Annotated in this window: 12 protein-coding genes; 8 read left to right on the top strand and 4 right to left on the bottom strand. The window is 71.9% G+C overall.

The window, feature by feature from the left end:
* The first annotated feature begins 52 nt into the window (after window positions 1–52).
* The 5 genes from tatC (at window position 53) to MRBLMG1_RS03440 (ending at window position 6,680) form a co-directional block, all read left to right on the top strand.
* Complete coding sequence (gene tatC, locus MRBLMG1_RS03460; RefSeq protein WP_367820693.1) at window positions 53–955, top strand: twin-arginine translocase subunit TatC; 903 nt, start codon at window positions 53–55, stop codon at window positions 953–955.
* Window positions 956–996: 41 nt separating this feature from the next.
* A complete protein-coding gene (locus tag MRBLMG1_RS03455; RefSeq protein ID WP_367820568.1) occupies window positions 997–1,944 on the top strand; it encodes a diacylglycerol kinase in 948 nt (315 codons plus the stop codon).
* A gap of 44 nt (window positions 1,945–1,988) precedes the next feature.
* A complete protein-coding gene (locus MRBLMG1_RS03450) occupies window positions 1,989–4,814 on the top strand; it encodes a DEAD/DEAH box helicase (RefSeq protein WP_367820566.1) in 2,826 nt (941 codons plus the stop codon).
* Between the two features lie 217 nt (window positions 4,815–5,031).
* Window positions 5,032–6,420, top strand: coding sequence for a cytochrome P450 (locus MRBLMG1_RS03445; RefSeq protein WP_414721484.1), 1,389 nt, complete (start codon window positions 5,032–5,034; stop codon window positions 6,418–6,420).
* A gap of 14 nt (window positions 6,421–6,434) precedes the next feature.
* Window positions 6,435–6,680, top strand: a complete 246-nt coding sequence (locus MRBLMG1_RS03440) for a hypothetical protein (protein WP_367820564.1) — start codon at window positions 6,435–6,437, stop codon at window positions 6,678–6,680.
* Between the two features lie 51 nt (window positions 6,681–6,731).
* Here the strand turns inward: MRBLMG1_RS03440 and MRBLMG1_RS03435 are convergent, their stop codons facing one another.
* Together MRBLMG1_RS03435 and MRBLMG1_RS03430 are read right to left on the bottom strand one after the other, a co-directional pair.
* Window positions 6,732–7,181, bottom strand: coding sequence for an ABA4-like family protein (locus MRBLMG1_RS03435; protein WP_367820562.1), 450 nt, complete (start codon window positions 7,179–7,181; stop codon window positions 6,732–6,734).
* Window positions 7,178–8,146, bottom strand: a complete 969-nt coding sequence (locus tag MRBLMG1_RS03430; protein ID WP_367820560.1) for a hypothetical protein — start codon at window positions 8,144–8,146, stop codon at window positions 7,178–7,180. The genes MRBLMG1_RS03435 and MRBLMG1_RS03430 overlap by 4 nt, the downstream gene beginning before the upstream one ends.
* 179 nt (window positions 8,147–8,325) lie before the next feature.
* Here MRBLMG1_RS03430 and MRBLMG1_RS03425 point away from each other — a divergent pair, with 179 nt between their 5' ends.
* Window positions 8,326–8,919 (top strand): MerR family transcriptional regulator, encoded by a 594-nt coding sequence (locus MRBLMG1_RS03425; RefSeq protein WP_414721483.1) that lies wholly within the window; start codon window positions 8,326–8,328, stop codon window positions 8,917–8,919.
* Window positions 8,920–9,165: 246 nt separating this feature from the next.
* On the opposite strand, the gene MRBLMG1_RS03420 is transcribed toward MRBLMG1_RS03425, so the two are convergent.
* Window positions 9,166–10,002, bottom strand: coding sequence for a siderophore-interacting protein (locus MRBLMG1_RS03420; RefSeq protein WP_367820556.1), 837 nt, complete (start codon window positions 10,000–10,002; stop codon window positions 9,166–9,168).
* 312 nt (window positions 10,003–10,314) lie between these two features.
* The gene (locus MRBLMG1_RS03415; RefSeq protein ID WP_367820689.1) at window positions 10,315–11,220 is read right to left on the bottom strand and encodes a 5'-3' exonuclease; all 906 of its coding nucleotides are present in this window, start codon (window positions 11,218–11,220) and stop codon (window positions 10,315–10,317) included.
* Between the two features lie 286 nt (window positions 11,221–11,506).
* Between MRBLMG1_RS03415 and MRBLMG1_RS03410 the strand changes: the two genes are divergently transcribed.
* Window positions 11,507–12,583: a quaternary amine ABC transporter ATP-binding protein gene (locus tag MRBLMG1_RS03410; RefSeq protein ID WP_367820554.1), complete on the top strand. Its 1,077-nt coding sequence runs from the start codon at window positions 11,507–11,509 to the stop codon at window positions 12,581–12,583.
* Window positions 12,576–14,384: an ABC transporter permease/substrate binding protein gene (locus tag MRBLMG1_RS03405; protein ID WP_367820552.1), complete on the top strand. Its 1,809-nt coding sequence runs from the start codon at window positions 12,576–12,578 to the stop codon at window positions 14,382–14,384. The genes MRBLMG1_RS03410 and MRBLMG1_RS03405 overlap by 8 nt, the downstream gene beginning before the upstream one ends.
* Window positions 14,385–14,410 lie beyond the last annotated feature (26 nt).

Here is a 14,410-nt window from a genome sequence, read left to right as displayed (position 1 = left end):
ACCTGGGTTGCCCAAGTCTGCCCCCAAGCAGGAGAAGGATCCCGAGGGCCGCATGCCCCTCGTGGAGCACCTGCGCGAACTCCGCAACCGCCTGGCGAAGGGCCTCCTCGCCATCACGGCGGTGACGATCGTCGCCCTCGCCTACAGCGAGGAGCTGATGCAGTTCCTCACGAAGTCGGTGCCCACCTGTGCCCCGGGTGTCACCAGTGACGGCGGCAACTGCGCGATCGTCTCCTTCAACACACTGATGGCTCCCTTCAGCACGACGATCCAGCTGTCGCTGACGGCGGGCCTCGTCGTCGCGAGCCCGGTCTGGCTCTATCAGCTGTGGGCGTTCGTCGCGCCCGGGCTGCACAAGAACGAGAAGAAGTACACGTACGCCTTCGTCGGCGCGGCCGTGCCGCTCTTCGCCGCGGGCGCCTACCTCGCGTACCTCATCCTGCCCGTCAGCGTGAAGGTCCTCATCAGCCTCACGCCCAGCGGCTCCGCGAACATCCTGTCGCTCAACGACGTCCTCGACTTCACGTTGCGCATGGTGCTCGTCTTCGGCCTCGCCTTCGAGCTCCCCCTCGTCCTGGTGATGCTGAACCTCACCGGTGTCCTCACCGGTCGCCGCATGGCCGGCTGGTGGCGCGGTGTGATCATGGGCGTCTTCGTCTTCGGCGCCGTCATCACTCCGACCACCGACCCGATCGGCATGATCGCCCTCGCCGGGCCGATCACGATCCTGTACTTCGGGGCCGTCGGCTTCTCCCTCCTCAACGACCGGCGGCGCAGGCGCGGCAACCCCGACGCCGAGCTCGACGACGACGAGGCCTCCTCGCTCGACCTCACGCCCCAGGCCGTCGGCGCCGTCGAACCCGTCCCCGCCGCCCGCGTCCTGCCCGAGCAGGCCACCGGCGAGCACGGCGGAACCACGGCGCAGCGGCTCAACGGTTACGACGACATCACCTGATCTTGTAGGGTCCCCCCAGACTCCGTCCGGGGGGACCCCCAATGACCAGCGACATCACCCTCTTCGTCAATCCCACCGCTGGCCGCGGCCGCGGGGCCCATGCCGCCCAGCCCGCCGCGCGGGTGCTCAGGGACGCGGGATTCTCCGTCCGTACCGTGCTCGGGCTCGACGCCGCCGACGCCCTGGCACGCGCGCGCGAGGCCGTGGCCGACGGCACCGACGCCCTCGTCGCCGTCGGCGGCGACGGGATGATCTCCCTCGCCTTCCAGGCCGTCGCCGGGACCCGCACCCCGCTCGGCGTCATCGCCGCCGGTACCGGCAACGACTTCGCCCGCACGCTCGGCCTGCCCGTCCGCGACCCGGTCGCCGCGGCCCGCGTCGCCGCCGGGATCCTGAAGGGCGCGGGGGCCCGTGCGATGGACCTCGGACGCGTGACGAGCGGGACCCGTACCCGCTGGTACGGCACGGTGCTCGCCTCCGGATTCGACTCCCGGGTCAACGACCGCGGCAACCGGATGCGCCTCCCCGCCGGCCGCTTCAAGTACGACCTCGCGATCCTCGCCGAGCTCGCCGCCTTCCGGCCCGTCCCGTACCGCCTCACCCTGGACGACGGGCGCGTCCTGGAGACCGACGCCACCCTCGTCGCCGTCGGCAACGGCAGCTCCTACGGCGGAGGCATGCGGATCTGCGCCGACGCCCGCATCGACGACGGACTCCTCGACGTCACCGTCGTCGGCGACTGCGACCGCACCACCCTCCTGAGGGTCTTCCCCCGCGTCTACAAGGGCACGCACCTCGACCACCCGAAGGTCACCACCCACCGCGTCCGGTCCCTGACCCTCGACGCCCCGGACACCACCGGCTACGCCGACGGCGAGCCGCTCGGCCCGCTGCCGCTCGCCGTGGAGTGCGTCCCGGACGCCCTGCGGGTCCTCGCTCCCACCGGCCCCCCATCTCCCGGAACCGAGACCTCCGCATCCCCTCGATAAAGATCGCGTCACTGTCACAGGTGGCGGGTAGGCTCGACGACAAGATGACAGAGGACCTCACACCAGCCGAGGCGTACGCGGCCGCCCTCGCCCGCAACGCCGAGCAGCGCACCGCACTGGCACCCTTCCGCGAGCTGTACGAGTTCGGTCTGGACCCCTTCCAGATCGAAGCGTGCCAGGCACTCGAAGCGGGCAAGGGCGTGCTCGTCGCCGCGCCCACGGGCTCCGGCAAGACCATCGTCGGCGAGTTCGCCGTCCACCTCGCCCTCACCCAGGGCCGCAAGTGCTTCTACACGACGCCCATCAAGGCGCTGTCGAACCAGAAGTACGCCGACCTCGTCAAGCGGTACGGCGCCGACAAGGTCGGCCTCCTCACCGGCGACAACAGTGTCAACGGCGACGCGCCGATCGTCGTCATGACCACCGAGGTCCTCCGCAACATGCTCTACGCCGGATCCCAGGCCCTCTCCGGCCTCGGTTACGTCGTCATGGACGAGGTCCACTACCTCTCCGACCGCTTCCGCGGCGCGGTCTGGGAGGAAGTGATCATCCACCTCCCCGAATCCGTCACCCTGGTCTCACTCTCCGCGACCGTCTCCAACGCCGAGGAGTTCGGCGACTGGCTCGACACCGTCCGCGGCGACACCGAGGTCATCGTCTCCGAGAGCCGCCCCGTACCGCTGTGGCAGCACGTCCTCGCCGGACGCCGGATGTACGACCTCTTCGAGGAGGAGACCGACCACGGCGGCCGCGGCTCCTCCCGCCGCGAGGTCAACCCCGACCTCATGCGCCTCGCCCGCACCGAGAACACGGCCTACAACCCGCGCGACCGGCGCCGCGGCAAGATGGTCCGCGAGGCCGACCGCGAGCGCGAGCGCCGCCAGCGCTCCCGCATCTGGACCCCCGGCCGACCCGAGGTCATCGAGCGCCTCGACGCCGAGGGGCTGCTGCCCGCCATCACCTTCATCTTCAGCCGCGCCGGCTGCGAGGCAGCCGTCCAGCAGTGCCTGTACGCCGGACTGCGCCTCAACAACGACGAGGGACGCCTGCGCGTCCGCGAGATCGTCGAGGAGCGCACCGCCGCCATCCCCGCCGAGGACCTCCACGTCCTCGGCTACTACGAGTGGCTCGAAGCCCTGGAGCGGGGCATCGCCGCCCACCACGCCGGCATGCTCCCCACCTTCAAGGAGGTCGTCGAGGAGCTCTTCGTCCGCGGGCTCGTCAAGGCCGTCTTCGCGACCGAGACCCTCGCCCTCGGCATCAACATGCCCGCGCGGTCCGTCGTCCTCGAGAAGCTCGTCAAGTGGAACGGCGAACAGCACGCCGACATCACCCCCGGCGAGTACACCCAGCTCACCGGCCGCGCCGGCCGCCGGGGCATCGACGTCGAGGGCCACGCCGTCGTCCTCTGGCAGCGCGGCCTCGACCCCGGCCACCTCGCCGGACTCGCCGGCACGCGTACGTACCCCCTGCGCTCCAGCTTCAGGCCCTCGTACAACATGGCGGTCAACCTCGTCGACCAGTTCGGCCGGCACCGCTCCCGCGAACTCCTCGAAACCTCCTTCGCCCAGTTCCAGGCCGACCGCTCCGTCGTCGGCATCTCCCGGCAGGTGCAGAAGAACGAGGAGGGACTCGAGGGCTACCGCGAGGGCATGACCTGCCACCTCGGCGACTTCGAGGAGTACGCGCGGCTCCGCCGCGACCTCAAGGACCGCGAGACCGAACTGGCCCGCCAGGGCGCGGCCCAGCGGCGCGCCCAGGCCGCCGGCTCCCTGGAGAAGCTCAAGCCCGGCGACATCATCCACGTGCCCACCGGCAAGTTCGCCGGCCTCGCCCTCGTCCTCGACCCCGGCATCCCGGGGGGCCGCACCAACGGCCACCGCGGCTTCGAGTACCACGACGGCCCGCGCCCCCTCGTCCTCACCGCCGAGCGGCAGGTCAAGAGGCTCGCCTCCATCGACTTCCCCGTTCCCGTCGAGGCGCTGGAGCGGATGAGGATCCCCAAGACCTTCAACCCCCGCTCCCCGCAGTCCCGCCGCGACCTCGCCTCGGCCCTGCGCAGCAAGGCCGGACACATCAACCCCGAGCGCCACCACAAGCAGCGCTCCGCCGCCGCCGACGACCGCGAGATCGCCCGGCTGCGCACCGAGCTCCGCGCCCACCCCTGCCACGGCTGCGACGAGCGCGAGGACCACGCCCGCTGGGCCGAGCGCTACCACCGCCTCCAGCGCGACACCCAGCAGCTGGAGCGGCGCATTGAGGGCCGCACCAACACCATCGCCCGCACCTTCGACCGGATCGTCGCGCTCCTCACCGAGCTCGACTACCTGCGCGGCGACGACGTCACCGACAACGGCAAGCGGCTCGCCCGGCTCTACGGCGAACTCGACCTGCTGGCCTCCGAATGCCTCAGGGACCGGGTCTGGGAAGGCCTCACCCCGGCCGAACTCGCCGCCTGCGTCTCCGCGCTGGTCTTCGAGTCGCGCCAGGCCGACGACGCCGTCGCGCCCAAGCTGCCGACCGGCAACGCCAAGGCGGCCCTCGGCGAGATGGTCCGCATCTGGGGCCGCCTCGACGCCCTCGAAGAGGAATTCAAGATCAACCAGGCCGAGGGCGTCGGCCAGCGCGAACCCGACCTCGGCTTCGCCTGGGCCGCCTACCAGTGGGCCTCCGACAAGAGCCTCGACGAGGTCCTCCGCGAGGCCGAGATGCCCGCCGGCGACTTCGTCCGCTGGTGCAAGCAGGTCATCGACGTCCTCGGACAGATCGCCGCGGCCGCGCCCAAGGAGAACAGCACCGTCGCGAAGAACGCCCGCAAGGCCGTGGACTCGCTGCTCCGCGGTGTCGTCGCCTACAGTTCGGTGGGCTGACGCCCGGACCGTCCGGAAGGGGCCCGTGGCGTGCGCGCCGCGGGCCCCCTCGGCGTATCCGTGCGTCCGTCGCGCCCTTGAGTATCCGTCGCACCCTTACGGGTACCGCCCCCGGCCGGTTGTCCACAGGTCGTCGTCCACAGGGCTGGCGCGGGGGAGGGCCCTTCCGCTTGCATGGACTCGTACGCACGGACAGTGAGTTGGGGAGGGGACGTACGTGACCAGGCAAGCCGGTCCCGACGCCGGGACACGCGCGACGCAGCCGACCGCGACCATCGCCGAGGGCCCCCGGGGAGTGCCGTTCCTCGGCAACCTGCCCGCCTTCGGCAAGGACCCGCTCGCCTTCTTCGAACAGCTGAGGGAGCGCGGGGACTTCGTCCGCTGGCGCTTCGGGCGCGGCCCCGCACTCTTCATCGCGCACCCCGACACCATCGGGGAACTCCTCACCGAGGTCGAGCACACCTTCGACCAGCCCGACCTCGGCATCGCCTTCCGTACCCTCCTCGGCAACGGCGTGGTCGTCGCCAAGGGTGCCGACTGGCGGCGCAAGCGCTCCCTGGTCCAGCCGTCCGTCCGCCCCAAGCAGGTCCGCTCCTACGCCGCGACGATGACCGAGTGCGCCGTCGCCCTCGCCGACCGATGGACCGACGGGCAGCACATCGACATCAAGAAGGAGATGGCCGCCCTCACCCAACTCGTCGCCGTCCGCACCATCTTCGGCGTCGACACCGCGGCGGACGCCGAGTCCATCGGCCGGGCCATGGACATCGCGCAGAAGGAGATCGGCGCCGAGTTCAGCGGCATCGGAGCGATACTCCCCGACTGGATCCCCACCCCCGGACGCGCCCGCATCAAGCGCGCCACCGCCGTCATCGACGCCGAGGTCTCCCGCGTCGTCTCCCGCCACCGCGACGGCGACACCGAGCGCCCCGACCTCCTCAGCCGCCTCCTCGCCGCCCGGGACGAGACCGGCGCCCGCCTCTCCGACCAGGAGATCCGCGACGAGACCGTCACCCTCTACATCGGCGGCCACGAGACCACCAGCTCCACCCTCGTCTGGGCCTGGCACCTCCTCTCCCGCAACCCCCGGGTCCGGGACGCCCTCAGCGAGGAACTCGACCGGGTCCTCGCCGACCACGAACCCGGCTACGACGACTACGCCTCGCTGACGTACACCCAGGCGGTCGTCAAGGAGACCCTCCGCCTCTACCCGACGATCTGGCTCATCACCGGCATCGCCAAGGAAGGCGCCACCCTCGGCGGCAACCCCGTCCCCACCGGAACCCGTGTCTGGTCCAGCCAGTGGGCCACCCACCGCGACCCCCGCTGGTACGGCGACGCCGACGCCTTCCGCCCCGAGCGCTGGCTCACCACCGACGACGGCGAACCCGCCGAGCAGATACCCGAGTACGCCTGGTTCCCCTTCGGCGGAGGCCCCCGCGTCTGCCTCGGCACCCGCTTCGCCCTCGTCGAAGCCGTCCTCGTCCTCGCCGTCCTCGCCCGCCGCTACCACCTGGACCTCGCCACCGACGACATCCGCCCCGTCCCCAGTCTCACCCTCCAACCGGACCGCGACGTCCACGCCACGGTCCGCGCCCGGGGCTGACACGTCCGAGCCGGGTGGCTATCGTCGGGCGATGGCTCAAGATCACGACACGTCCCCTCCTCGAAGCCCTCGGCTGCCACGACGTCCACCACTACGGCATCCGTACCTTCTGCGACTACCTCACCGACGACGCCCGCAAGTACGACCCGACCTACTACGCCGACCTCGAACGCCTCGAACTCGCCGCGACCGCCCTTCCCCCGTACACCCACACCGCCCGCCTCTTCCAGCTCACCGCGCGTAAGGCGCCCCCGGCCTGACGGGCCGGGGGGGGGTAGGGCCGCGGCCCTCGTTGGCGGGGGCCGCGCCGGTCATGCCGGGGCGGGGGCCGGGCGTTGCCTGCTGCGGGTCGTCCAGAGGGCGCGGACGACGAGGAAGAGGGGGAGGGCGATGGGGGAGAGAAGGATGGTGAGGAGGAGGACGGGGGCCATGAGGAGCGGGGGGACGGCGAGGCGGCGGCCCTCGCGGTAGATCCATTGGCCGAGGAGGAGGTCCCAGGCGATGACCTGGGCCCAGAGGGCGCCGGCGCCGTTGGCCAGGGTGGTGAGGTCGCGGAAGGTGTCGATGTCGGGGCCGGTGACCGCGGCCCAGAGTTCCGGGAAGACGGGGGCGGCGAGCACCGCCCAGACGGCCAGCAGGGGGAGGACGGTCAGGGGGGAGGCGGCGATGCGCTCGGTGGCCCGCCAGCGCGGGGCGAAGATCATGAGCAGCCAGACCGGGGCCGCGAGGAGGAAGGTCAGCTCGAACAGGAAGCCGGTCATGCCGGGACCTCCTCGGAGGGGGCCGGGACGGCGGAGGGGGCCGCGGCGCGGAGGGACAGGGCGGCGGCGAGTGCGGTGAGCAGGACGATCGCGGCCGCGGCGGTCAGTGTCGCGCCGTCCGGTGAGAAGAGGGCCTGGCCGCGGAGTGCCTGCCAGGTGAGGAGGACGAAGGCCGCGGTGTAGGCGCCGGCGGCGATGAGGGTCAGCCGGAGGCGGACGCGGTCGTCGGCGAGGCGGACGAAGCGCGGGGCGAGCGCGGCGAGGACGAGCAGCAGGAGCGGGAGCAGCTGCAGTGCGTGCATGCCGAAGAAGTGGGGGATGCGCAGGTCGCCGCCGGTGGTGGACCAGCCCGTCAGGGGCATGGACGGACCGCCGTCCGGGACGCCGACGCTGTGGGCGCCGCTGATCGGCGGCTCGTCGACCGTGAGCTGCTCGGGGGTCGGACGGACCATCAGGAAGCCGACAGCGGCGCCCGCCAGGGCGATCAGCGAGGACAGGCGGACGGCCCAGGCGGTGGCCCGGTCGAGGATCCGGGCGCGCAGCAGCAGGACCGCGATCACGAGGGCGCCCAGCCACAGCACGACGACCGTGGCACCCATGACCTGGAAGACGATGTTGTCGAAGGGTGTCGCCTGGTTGAAGTGGCTCTGGGTGCCTCGGACCACCTGGAGGGTGATGAGCACCATCTCGGCGGCGCTGGCGACGGCGACCACCGTGCCGGCCCACCAGCCGATCCGGTGGGCGCGCGGCAGCGGGGCGAGCAGCGACAGCATCCAGGCGAGCGAGAGCCCGTACGCGATGAACGACAGCGAGAACTTGAGCGGCTTGGTCCAGATCGGTACGCCGACCAGGATCCGGTCGTCGACGACCAGGCCGATGCCGGACACGACCGCGAGGGCCGCCATCGAGGCGACGAACCAGACCAGCGGTCGGTGCAGGCGGGTGAGCGGGTGCAGTAAGGACATGTGATCCCCCGTGGAAAGCCGTGACAGTACGGGCAGTTGAGCTATGGATAGTGGCACTAGCCACTATCTGATAGCGCCACTATCTATGATGGAGGTGTCGGTCGGCAAGACCGGAGAAAGACCGGAAGGGTGAACACGCGGTGCGCATCGGAGAGTTGAGTCGCAGGACCGGAGTGTCCGTGCCGACGATCAAGTTCTACGTACGGGAAGGCCTGCTGCCGGCCGGAGAGTTGACGAGCCCGAACCAGGCCTCGTACGGGGAGACGCATGTACAGCGCCTCCGCCTGATCCGGGCGCTCCTCGACGTGGGCGGCCTGTCGGTCGCGGGGATCCGCAGCGTCATCGAGGCGGTCGACGACCCCGACCGGCCGGTGCACGAGGTGCTCGGCGCGGCGGCCAGCCGCATGGTGCCGCGCTACGACCGCGAGCCCGGAGCCGGAATGGAGGACGCGCGGCGGAAGGTCGACGAGTTGATCACCGCGCGCGGCTGGAACGCGGTCCCGGACAACCCGGCCTCGCAGTCGCTGGCGACTGCGCTCGCGGCGCTCGACGAGGTCGGCCACGGCGCGTTCGTCGACGTCCTGGAGGTGTACGCGGACGCGGCGGAGCAGGTGGCGCGGGCGGACCTCGACTACGTCGCGCGCAACGTGGCCCGCGAGGAACTCGTGGAGAGCACCGTCGTCGGCACGGTCCTCGGCGACGCCATCTTCTCGGCCCTGCGCCGGATGGCCCACGTCGACGCCTCGGAGCGCATCTTCGGGGAGGCGAAGTAGGGCGGGGGTTCACTGGTGCGGAGGGGGAGCCCGGACGGCCCCGTGGGGTGGCCTTGGAGGCCCGGGGAGGGCCTGGGGGTGGCCTTCTCCTCGGAGTGTCCGGGCGGGCGGTGCCCGGCGCAGGGGAGCGGAAAGGGCGGGGTGGGTGCCATCGGCACCCACCCCGCCCTAGGGCCTGTCGTCAGACTCCCGTCTGCCCCGCGACGGGCGACGACGGGAGTTTGACGACAGGCCCTTGAGAGAGCGTCAGTTCTCCTGTTCGCGCTCGACCTGCTCGTTCCACTCGCGCTTGATCGCACGCCAGGCCTCGTCCGACTTGCCCAGGCGCCAGTAGCCCGAGATCGAGAGGCGGTCGCGGGCCACTCCGCGGTCGAGGCGGAGGTGGCGGCGCAGGTCCTTCACGAAGCCGGCCTCGCCGTGGACGAAGGCGTGGACGTCGCCGGCCGGGAAGTCCAGGGCGCGGACGGCCTCGACGAGCGCCTGGCCGGCCGGGCGGTCGCCCCGGTGCAGCCAGGTGACGTCCACGCCGTCGGCCGTCGAGAACTTCTGCTCCTCGGCCGCGTCCGACACCTCGACGAACGCGTGCACCCGGGCTCCGGCGGGCAGCCGCTCCAGGGCGACCGCGATCGCCGGCAGCGCGCTCTCGTCGCCCACGAGCAGGTGCCAGTCCGCGGCCGGGTCCGGCGTGTAGCCGCCGCCCGGGCCGAGGAAGCGCACGGTGTCGCCCGCCTGCGCGCGCGCCGCCCAGGGGCCGGCCAGGCCCTCGTCGCCGTGGACCACGAAGTCGACGGTGAGCTCGCGGTGCAGCGCGTCCCACGCCCGCACGGTGTACGTCCGCGTCGTCGGCCACTGCTCCCGGGGGAACTCCGCCCGGATCCGCTCCATGTCGAAGGGCTCCGGGTAGGCGACCCCCTCCGGAGCGAAGAGCAACTTCACGTAGTGGTCGGTGTACTCGCCGGCGTCGAAGCCGTCGAGCCCGGGGCCGCCCAGGACCACCCGCACCATGTGCGGCGTGATCCGCTCGGTGCGCACCACGTGTGCTTCGGTGGCCTTCGGTGCCTTGCGGGCCGGCTGCTCTGCCACGACGGGCTCTCCTGACTTCGTGAACTTAGGTATGCCTAAGCTAGCACCTCGGAGCTGCGCGCCCCAGGCCCCCAGGGGCCGGGCTTCCGGAGTCCCGGATTCAGGGCACGGGTTGGGCGTGATGCGAGGTGCCCGCACGACTCATGTGGCGCGCGCGACCCGCGCGTGTGGCCCGCGCGACCGAGGTGACCCGCGCGACCGGGGCGACCCGACGCGGGCGCCCCGGGCGCCCCGGGCGAGGGTCCCCGTGCAGCCTCGCCCCCGTGCAGCTTCGCCCCCCATGCAGCCCCGAAAAGCCCCCGCCCCGCTCCGTCAGCGCTCCATTACCGGCAGCAGCCGTCCCACGGCCCCGCCCAGGCCCCAGCGCTTCACCAGTGCGTCGAGGGCCGCCGGGTCGCGGGGGGCCGAAGGAAGGGCCGGGTCGAATTCGGGGAGCGGTGCGTCCCCGGCGACGCGGACGACCGTCGGGGCGACGTCGAGGTACGCGGCCGCCTCGACGATCCCGCGCCGCTTGGCGGGCGTCAGCTTCGAGGTCCGGTCCTCGGCGGCCGCGCGGACCCCGGCGAGGTCGCCGTACTCGGTGATGAGCTGGGCGGCCGTCTTCTCGCCGATTCCCTTGACGCCGGGCAGTCCGTCGCTCGCGTCCCCGCGCAGCGCGGCGAAGTCCGCGTACTGGTCGGGGCGGACCCCGTACTTGGTGCGGATGAGCTCCGCGTCCACCAGGTCGCAGTCCCCGACGCCCTTGCGCGGGTACAGCACGCGCACCCCGCGGGCGTCGTCCACCAGCTGGAAGAGGTCGCGGTCGCCCGTGACGATGTCGACCGGGCCCGCCGCGCGGCCCGTCAGCGTGCCGATGACGTCGTCGGCCTCGTATCCGGCGGACCCGACGCGGGCGATGCCGAGCGCGGCGAGGACCTCCTCGATGACCGGCACCTGCGGGGAGAGGGTGTCGGGGATCTCCTCCTCGTCCGGGCCGGTCTCCGTCTCGACGGCCACGCGGTGCGCCTTGTACGAAGGGATGAGGTCGACCCGCCACTGCGGCCGCCAGTCCTCGTCCCAGCAGGCCACGAGGTCGTCGGGGCGGTGGTCCTGGACGAGCCGGGTGATGAAGTCGAGCAGCCCGCGAACGGCGTTCACCGGGGTGCCGTCCGGTGCGCGGACCGAGTCCGGGACGCCGAAGTAGGCGCGGAAGTACAGGCTGGCGGTGTCGAGGAGCATCAAACGTCGGGTCACCCGTCCGATCATGCCGCACGCCACCGACAGACCAAGTGGATCGACAGACCCGGCTCCGGCGGGCTGTGCCGTCGGTCCTGGCGTGACGCGTGTCACCTTTGCGTTTGCACCCGGTGAAGCCGGGGAGGCGGGAGCCCGGAGCGGACCCGGTACGAGGACTCGGCAAGGAAATCCTCGTACGCGACGGGCCGCGGGCCGATCCCGCGCCGCTCCACGGCCCGGCCGCGCGGGGGTGGTGGGGCCGTTCTTCGTTGCTACCCGTGAGGTGTATGTGTCCAGGCTCCAGGCCGACCATCTGTACAAGGTGTTCGGGAGACGACCCGACGAAGCCGTCCGCAGGCTGGCCGACGGCGCCGACCGCGAGGAACTGCGGGCCGAGGGGACGACGGCCGCCGTCGTCGACGCCGGCTTCACCGTCGAACCCGGTCAGATCTTCGTCGTGATGGGCCTGTCGGGATCCGGGAAGTCGACCCTCCTGCGGATGCTCAACGGCCTGCTCGAACCCACCGCGGGACGGGTCCTCTTCGACGGCCGCGACCTCACCGCGCTCTCTCCCCGCGAGCTGCGCACGGTCCGCTCCAGCAAGATCAGCATGGTCTTCCAGCACTTCGCGCTGTTCCCGCACCGAAACGTCCTGGAGAACGCCGCCTACGGCCTGGAGGTGCAGGGCGTCCCGCGCGCCGAGCGCGAGACCCGCGCCGCCGAGGCGCTCGAACTGTGCGGGCTCGGCGGCTGGGAGAAGTCCTGGCCCGACGAGCTGTCCGGCGGCATGCAGCAGCGCGTCGGCCTGGCCCGCGCGCTCGCCACCGACGCGGACCTGCTGCTCATGGACGAGTCGTTCAGCGCGCTCGACCCGCTCATCCGCCGTGACATGCAGGACCAGCTCCTCGTCCTCCAGCAGCGCCTGAAGAAGACCATCGTCTTCATCACCCACGACCTCAACGAGGCCATGCGGCTCGGCGACCGGATCGCCGTCATGCGCAACGGCCGGATCGTCCAGCTGGGCACGGCGGAGGACATCCTCGTCCGCCCCGCCGACGACTACGTCGCCTCCTTCATCCAGGACGTCGACCGCTCCCGGGTGCTGACCGCCTCCGCCGTCATGACGGCCGGCGCCCCCGCGGCCGACTGCCCCGCCGACTGCGCCTGCCGGGCCGTCGGGCCCGACACGCTCGTCGCGGACCTGTGCGCCGTCGCCGCGCTGGCCCCGCACCCGGTGACCGTCGAGGACTCCGACGGCGCCGTCCTCGGAGTCGTACCGCCCGAACGCCTCCTCGCCGTGATGGGCGGTCTCGGCGCGACGGATGCCCCTCACACCGAGGCCCTGGAGGTGGCCGCCGGTGCCTAGGCTTCCCCTCGGCCAGTGGGTCGACAGTTCCGTCGACTGGCTCCAGGCGCAGTTCTCCTGGCTCTTCGACGCGGTCAGCGCCGGCGTCACCGGCCTCTACGACGGCATCGACGCCGTCCTGTCGGCGCCCCAGCCGCTGATCTTCGCCGGCATCCTCGCCGTCGTCGCCTGGTGGCTGCGCGGCCTCGCCGCCGCGGTCCTGGCGTTCGCCGGATTCGCGCTCGTGGACGCCGTCCAGCTGTGGGACGAGGCCATGGCGACGCTCTCGCTCGTCCTCGTGTCGACGCTCGTCACCCTGGTGATCGCCGTCCCGCTCGGCATCTGGGCGGCCCGCTCGAAGACGGTCAGCGCGGTGCTGCGGCCCGTGCTCGACTTCATGCAGACCATGCCGGCGATGGTCTACCTCATCCCCGGCATCATCTTCTTCGGCGTCGGCGTGGTCCCGGGCATCATCGCCACGATCGTGTTCGCGCTGCCCCCCGGCGTCCGGATGACCGAGCTCGGCATCCGTCAGGTCGACGGCGAACTCGTCGAGGCCGCCCAGGCCTTCGGCACCACCCCGCGCGACACCCTGCTGCGCGTGCAGCTGCCGCTCGCCCTGCCGACGATCATGGCGGGCGTCAACCAGGTCATCATGCTCGGCCTGTCCATGGTCGTCATCGCGGGCATGGTCGGCGGCGGCGGGCTCGGCGGCGCGGTCTACCGGGCCATCGGCAACGTCGACATCGGCCTCGGCTTCGAGGCCGGAATCTCCATCGTCGTCCTCGCCATGTACCTGGACCGGATGACCGGCGCGCTCGGCCGCCAGGTCTCCCCGCTGGGCCGCCGCGCCGCCGCCAAGGCGCGCGCCGCGCTCGGCGCGAAGCGGCCCGGGGCGAAGCTCTGGGCCCACCGCCCGCAGCCCGTCACGGCCCTCGTCGGCGTCGTCGTCCTCGCCCTCGTCGCCGGCGGCACGGGCTTCCTCGGCAGCTCCGGCGGCGCGACCTCCGCCTCCGGCGGGCACGGCGGCCACGGCAAGAAGATCAGCATCGGCTACATCCCCTGGGACGAGGGCATCGCCTCCACGTACCTCTGGAAGGAACTCCTGGAGCGGCGCGGTTACGAGGTCGACACCAAGCAGCTGGAGGCCGGCGCGCTGTACACCGGCCTGGCCGGCGGGCAGCTCGACTTCCAGACCGACGCCTGGCTGCCCGTCACCCACGCCCAGTACTGGGAGAAGTACCGGAACAAGCTGGAGGACCTCGGCTCCTGGTACGGCCCCACCTCGCTGGAACTCTCCGTCCCCTCGTACGTGAAGGGCGTCGACTCGCTCGCCGATCTCAAGGGGAAGGCGGGGCAGTTCAAGGGCCGCATCGTCGGCATCGAGCCCAGCGCCGGAATGATGGGCATCCTCAAGGACAAGGTGCTCAAGGAGTACGGCCTCGACGGCGAGTACGAGGTCGTCGACGGCTCCACGCCCGGCATGCTCGCCGAGCTGAAGCGCGCGTACGACCGCAAGGAACCGGTCGTCGTGACCCTCTGGTCGCCGCACTGGGCCTACTCGGCGCACGAGCTGAAGAAGCTCGCGGACCCGAAGGGTGCCTGGGGCAAGGGCGACGGCGTCCACACCCTCGCCCGCAAGGGTTTCGCCGCCGAGAACCCCGAGGTCGGCGCCTGGCTGAAGGACTTCAAGCTCACCGAGAAGCAGCTCACGGACCTCGAAGCCGTGATCCAGGAGACCGGCAAGGGCAAGGAGCAGCAGGCCGTTCGCACCTGGCTGGACCGCACCCCCGGCCTCGCGGACGAGCTCGCCCCGCGCTAGCCACCGGAGCCCGTCCGACGGACGGG

Source organism: Streptomyces sp. LMG1-1-1.1 (assembly GCF_040815545.1).
Taxonomy (GTDB): Bacteria; Actinomycetota; Actinomycetes; order Streptomycetales; family Streptomycetaceae; genus Streptomyces.
Note: the sequence above shows the minus strand (reverse complement) of the source record. Positions and strands in the feature narration are given on the sequence as shown.

Excerpts from the sequence above, each read along its gene's own strand:
- tatC (WP_367820693.1), top strand. The coding sequence starts at position 53 with ATGCCCCTCGTGGAGCACCTGCGCGAACTCCGCAACCGCCTGGCGAAG.
- MRBLMG1_RS03455 (WP_367820568.1), top strand. The coding sequence starts at position 997 with ATGACCAGCGACATCACCCTCTTCGTCAATCCCACCGCTGGCCGCGGC.
- MRBLMG1_RS03450 (WP_367820566.1), top strand. The coding sequence starts at position 1,989 with ATGACAGAGGACCTCACACCAGCCGAGGCGTACGCGGCCGCCCTCGCC.
- MRBLMG1_RS03435 (WP_367820562.1), bottom strand. The coding sequence starts at position 7,181 with ATGACCGGCTTCCTGTTCGAGCTGACCTTCCTCCTCGCGGCCCCGGTC.
- MRBLMG1_RS03430 (WP_367820560.1), bottom strand. The coding sequence starts at position 8,146 with ATGTCCTTACTGCACCCGCTCACCCGCCTGCACCGACCGCTGGTCTGG.
- MRBLMG1_RS03415 (WP_367820689.1), bottom strand. The coding sequence starts at position 11,220 with ATGCTCCTCGACACCGCCAGCCTGTACTTCCGCGCCTACTTCGGCGTC.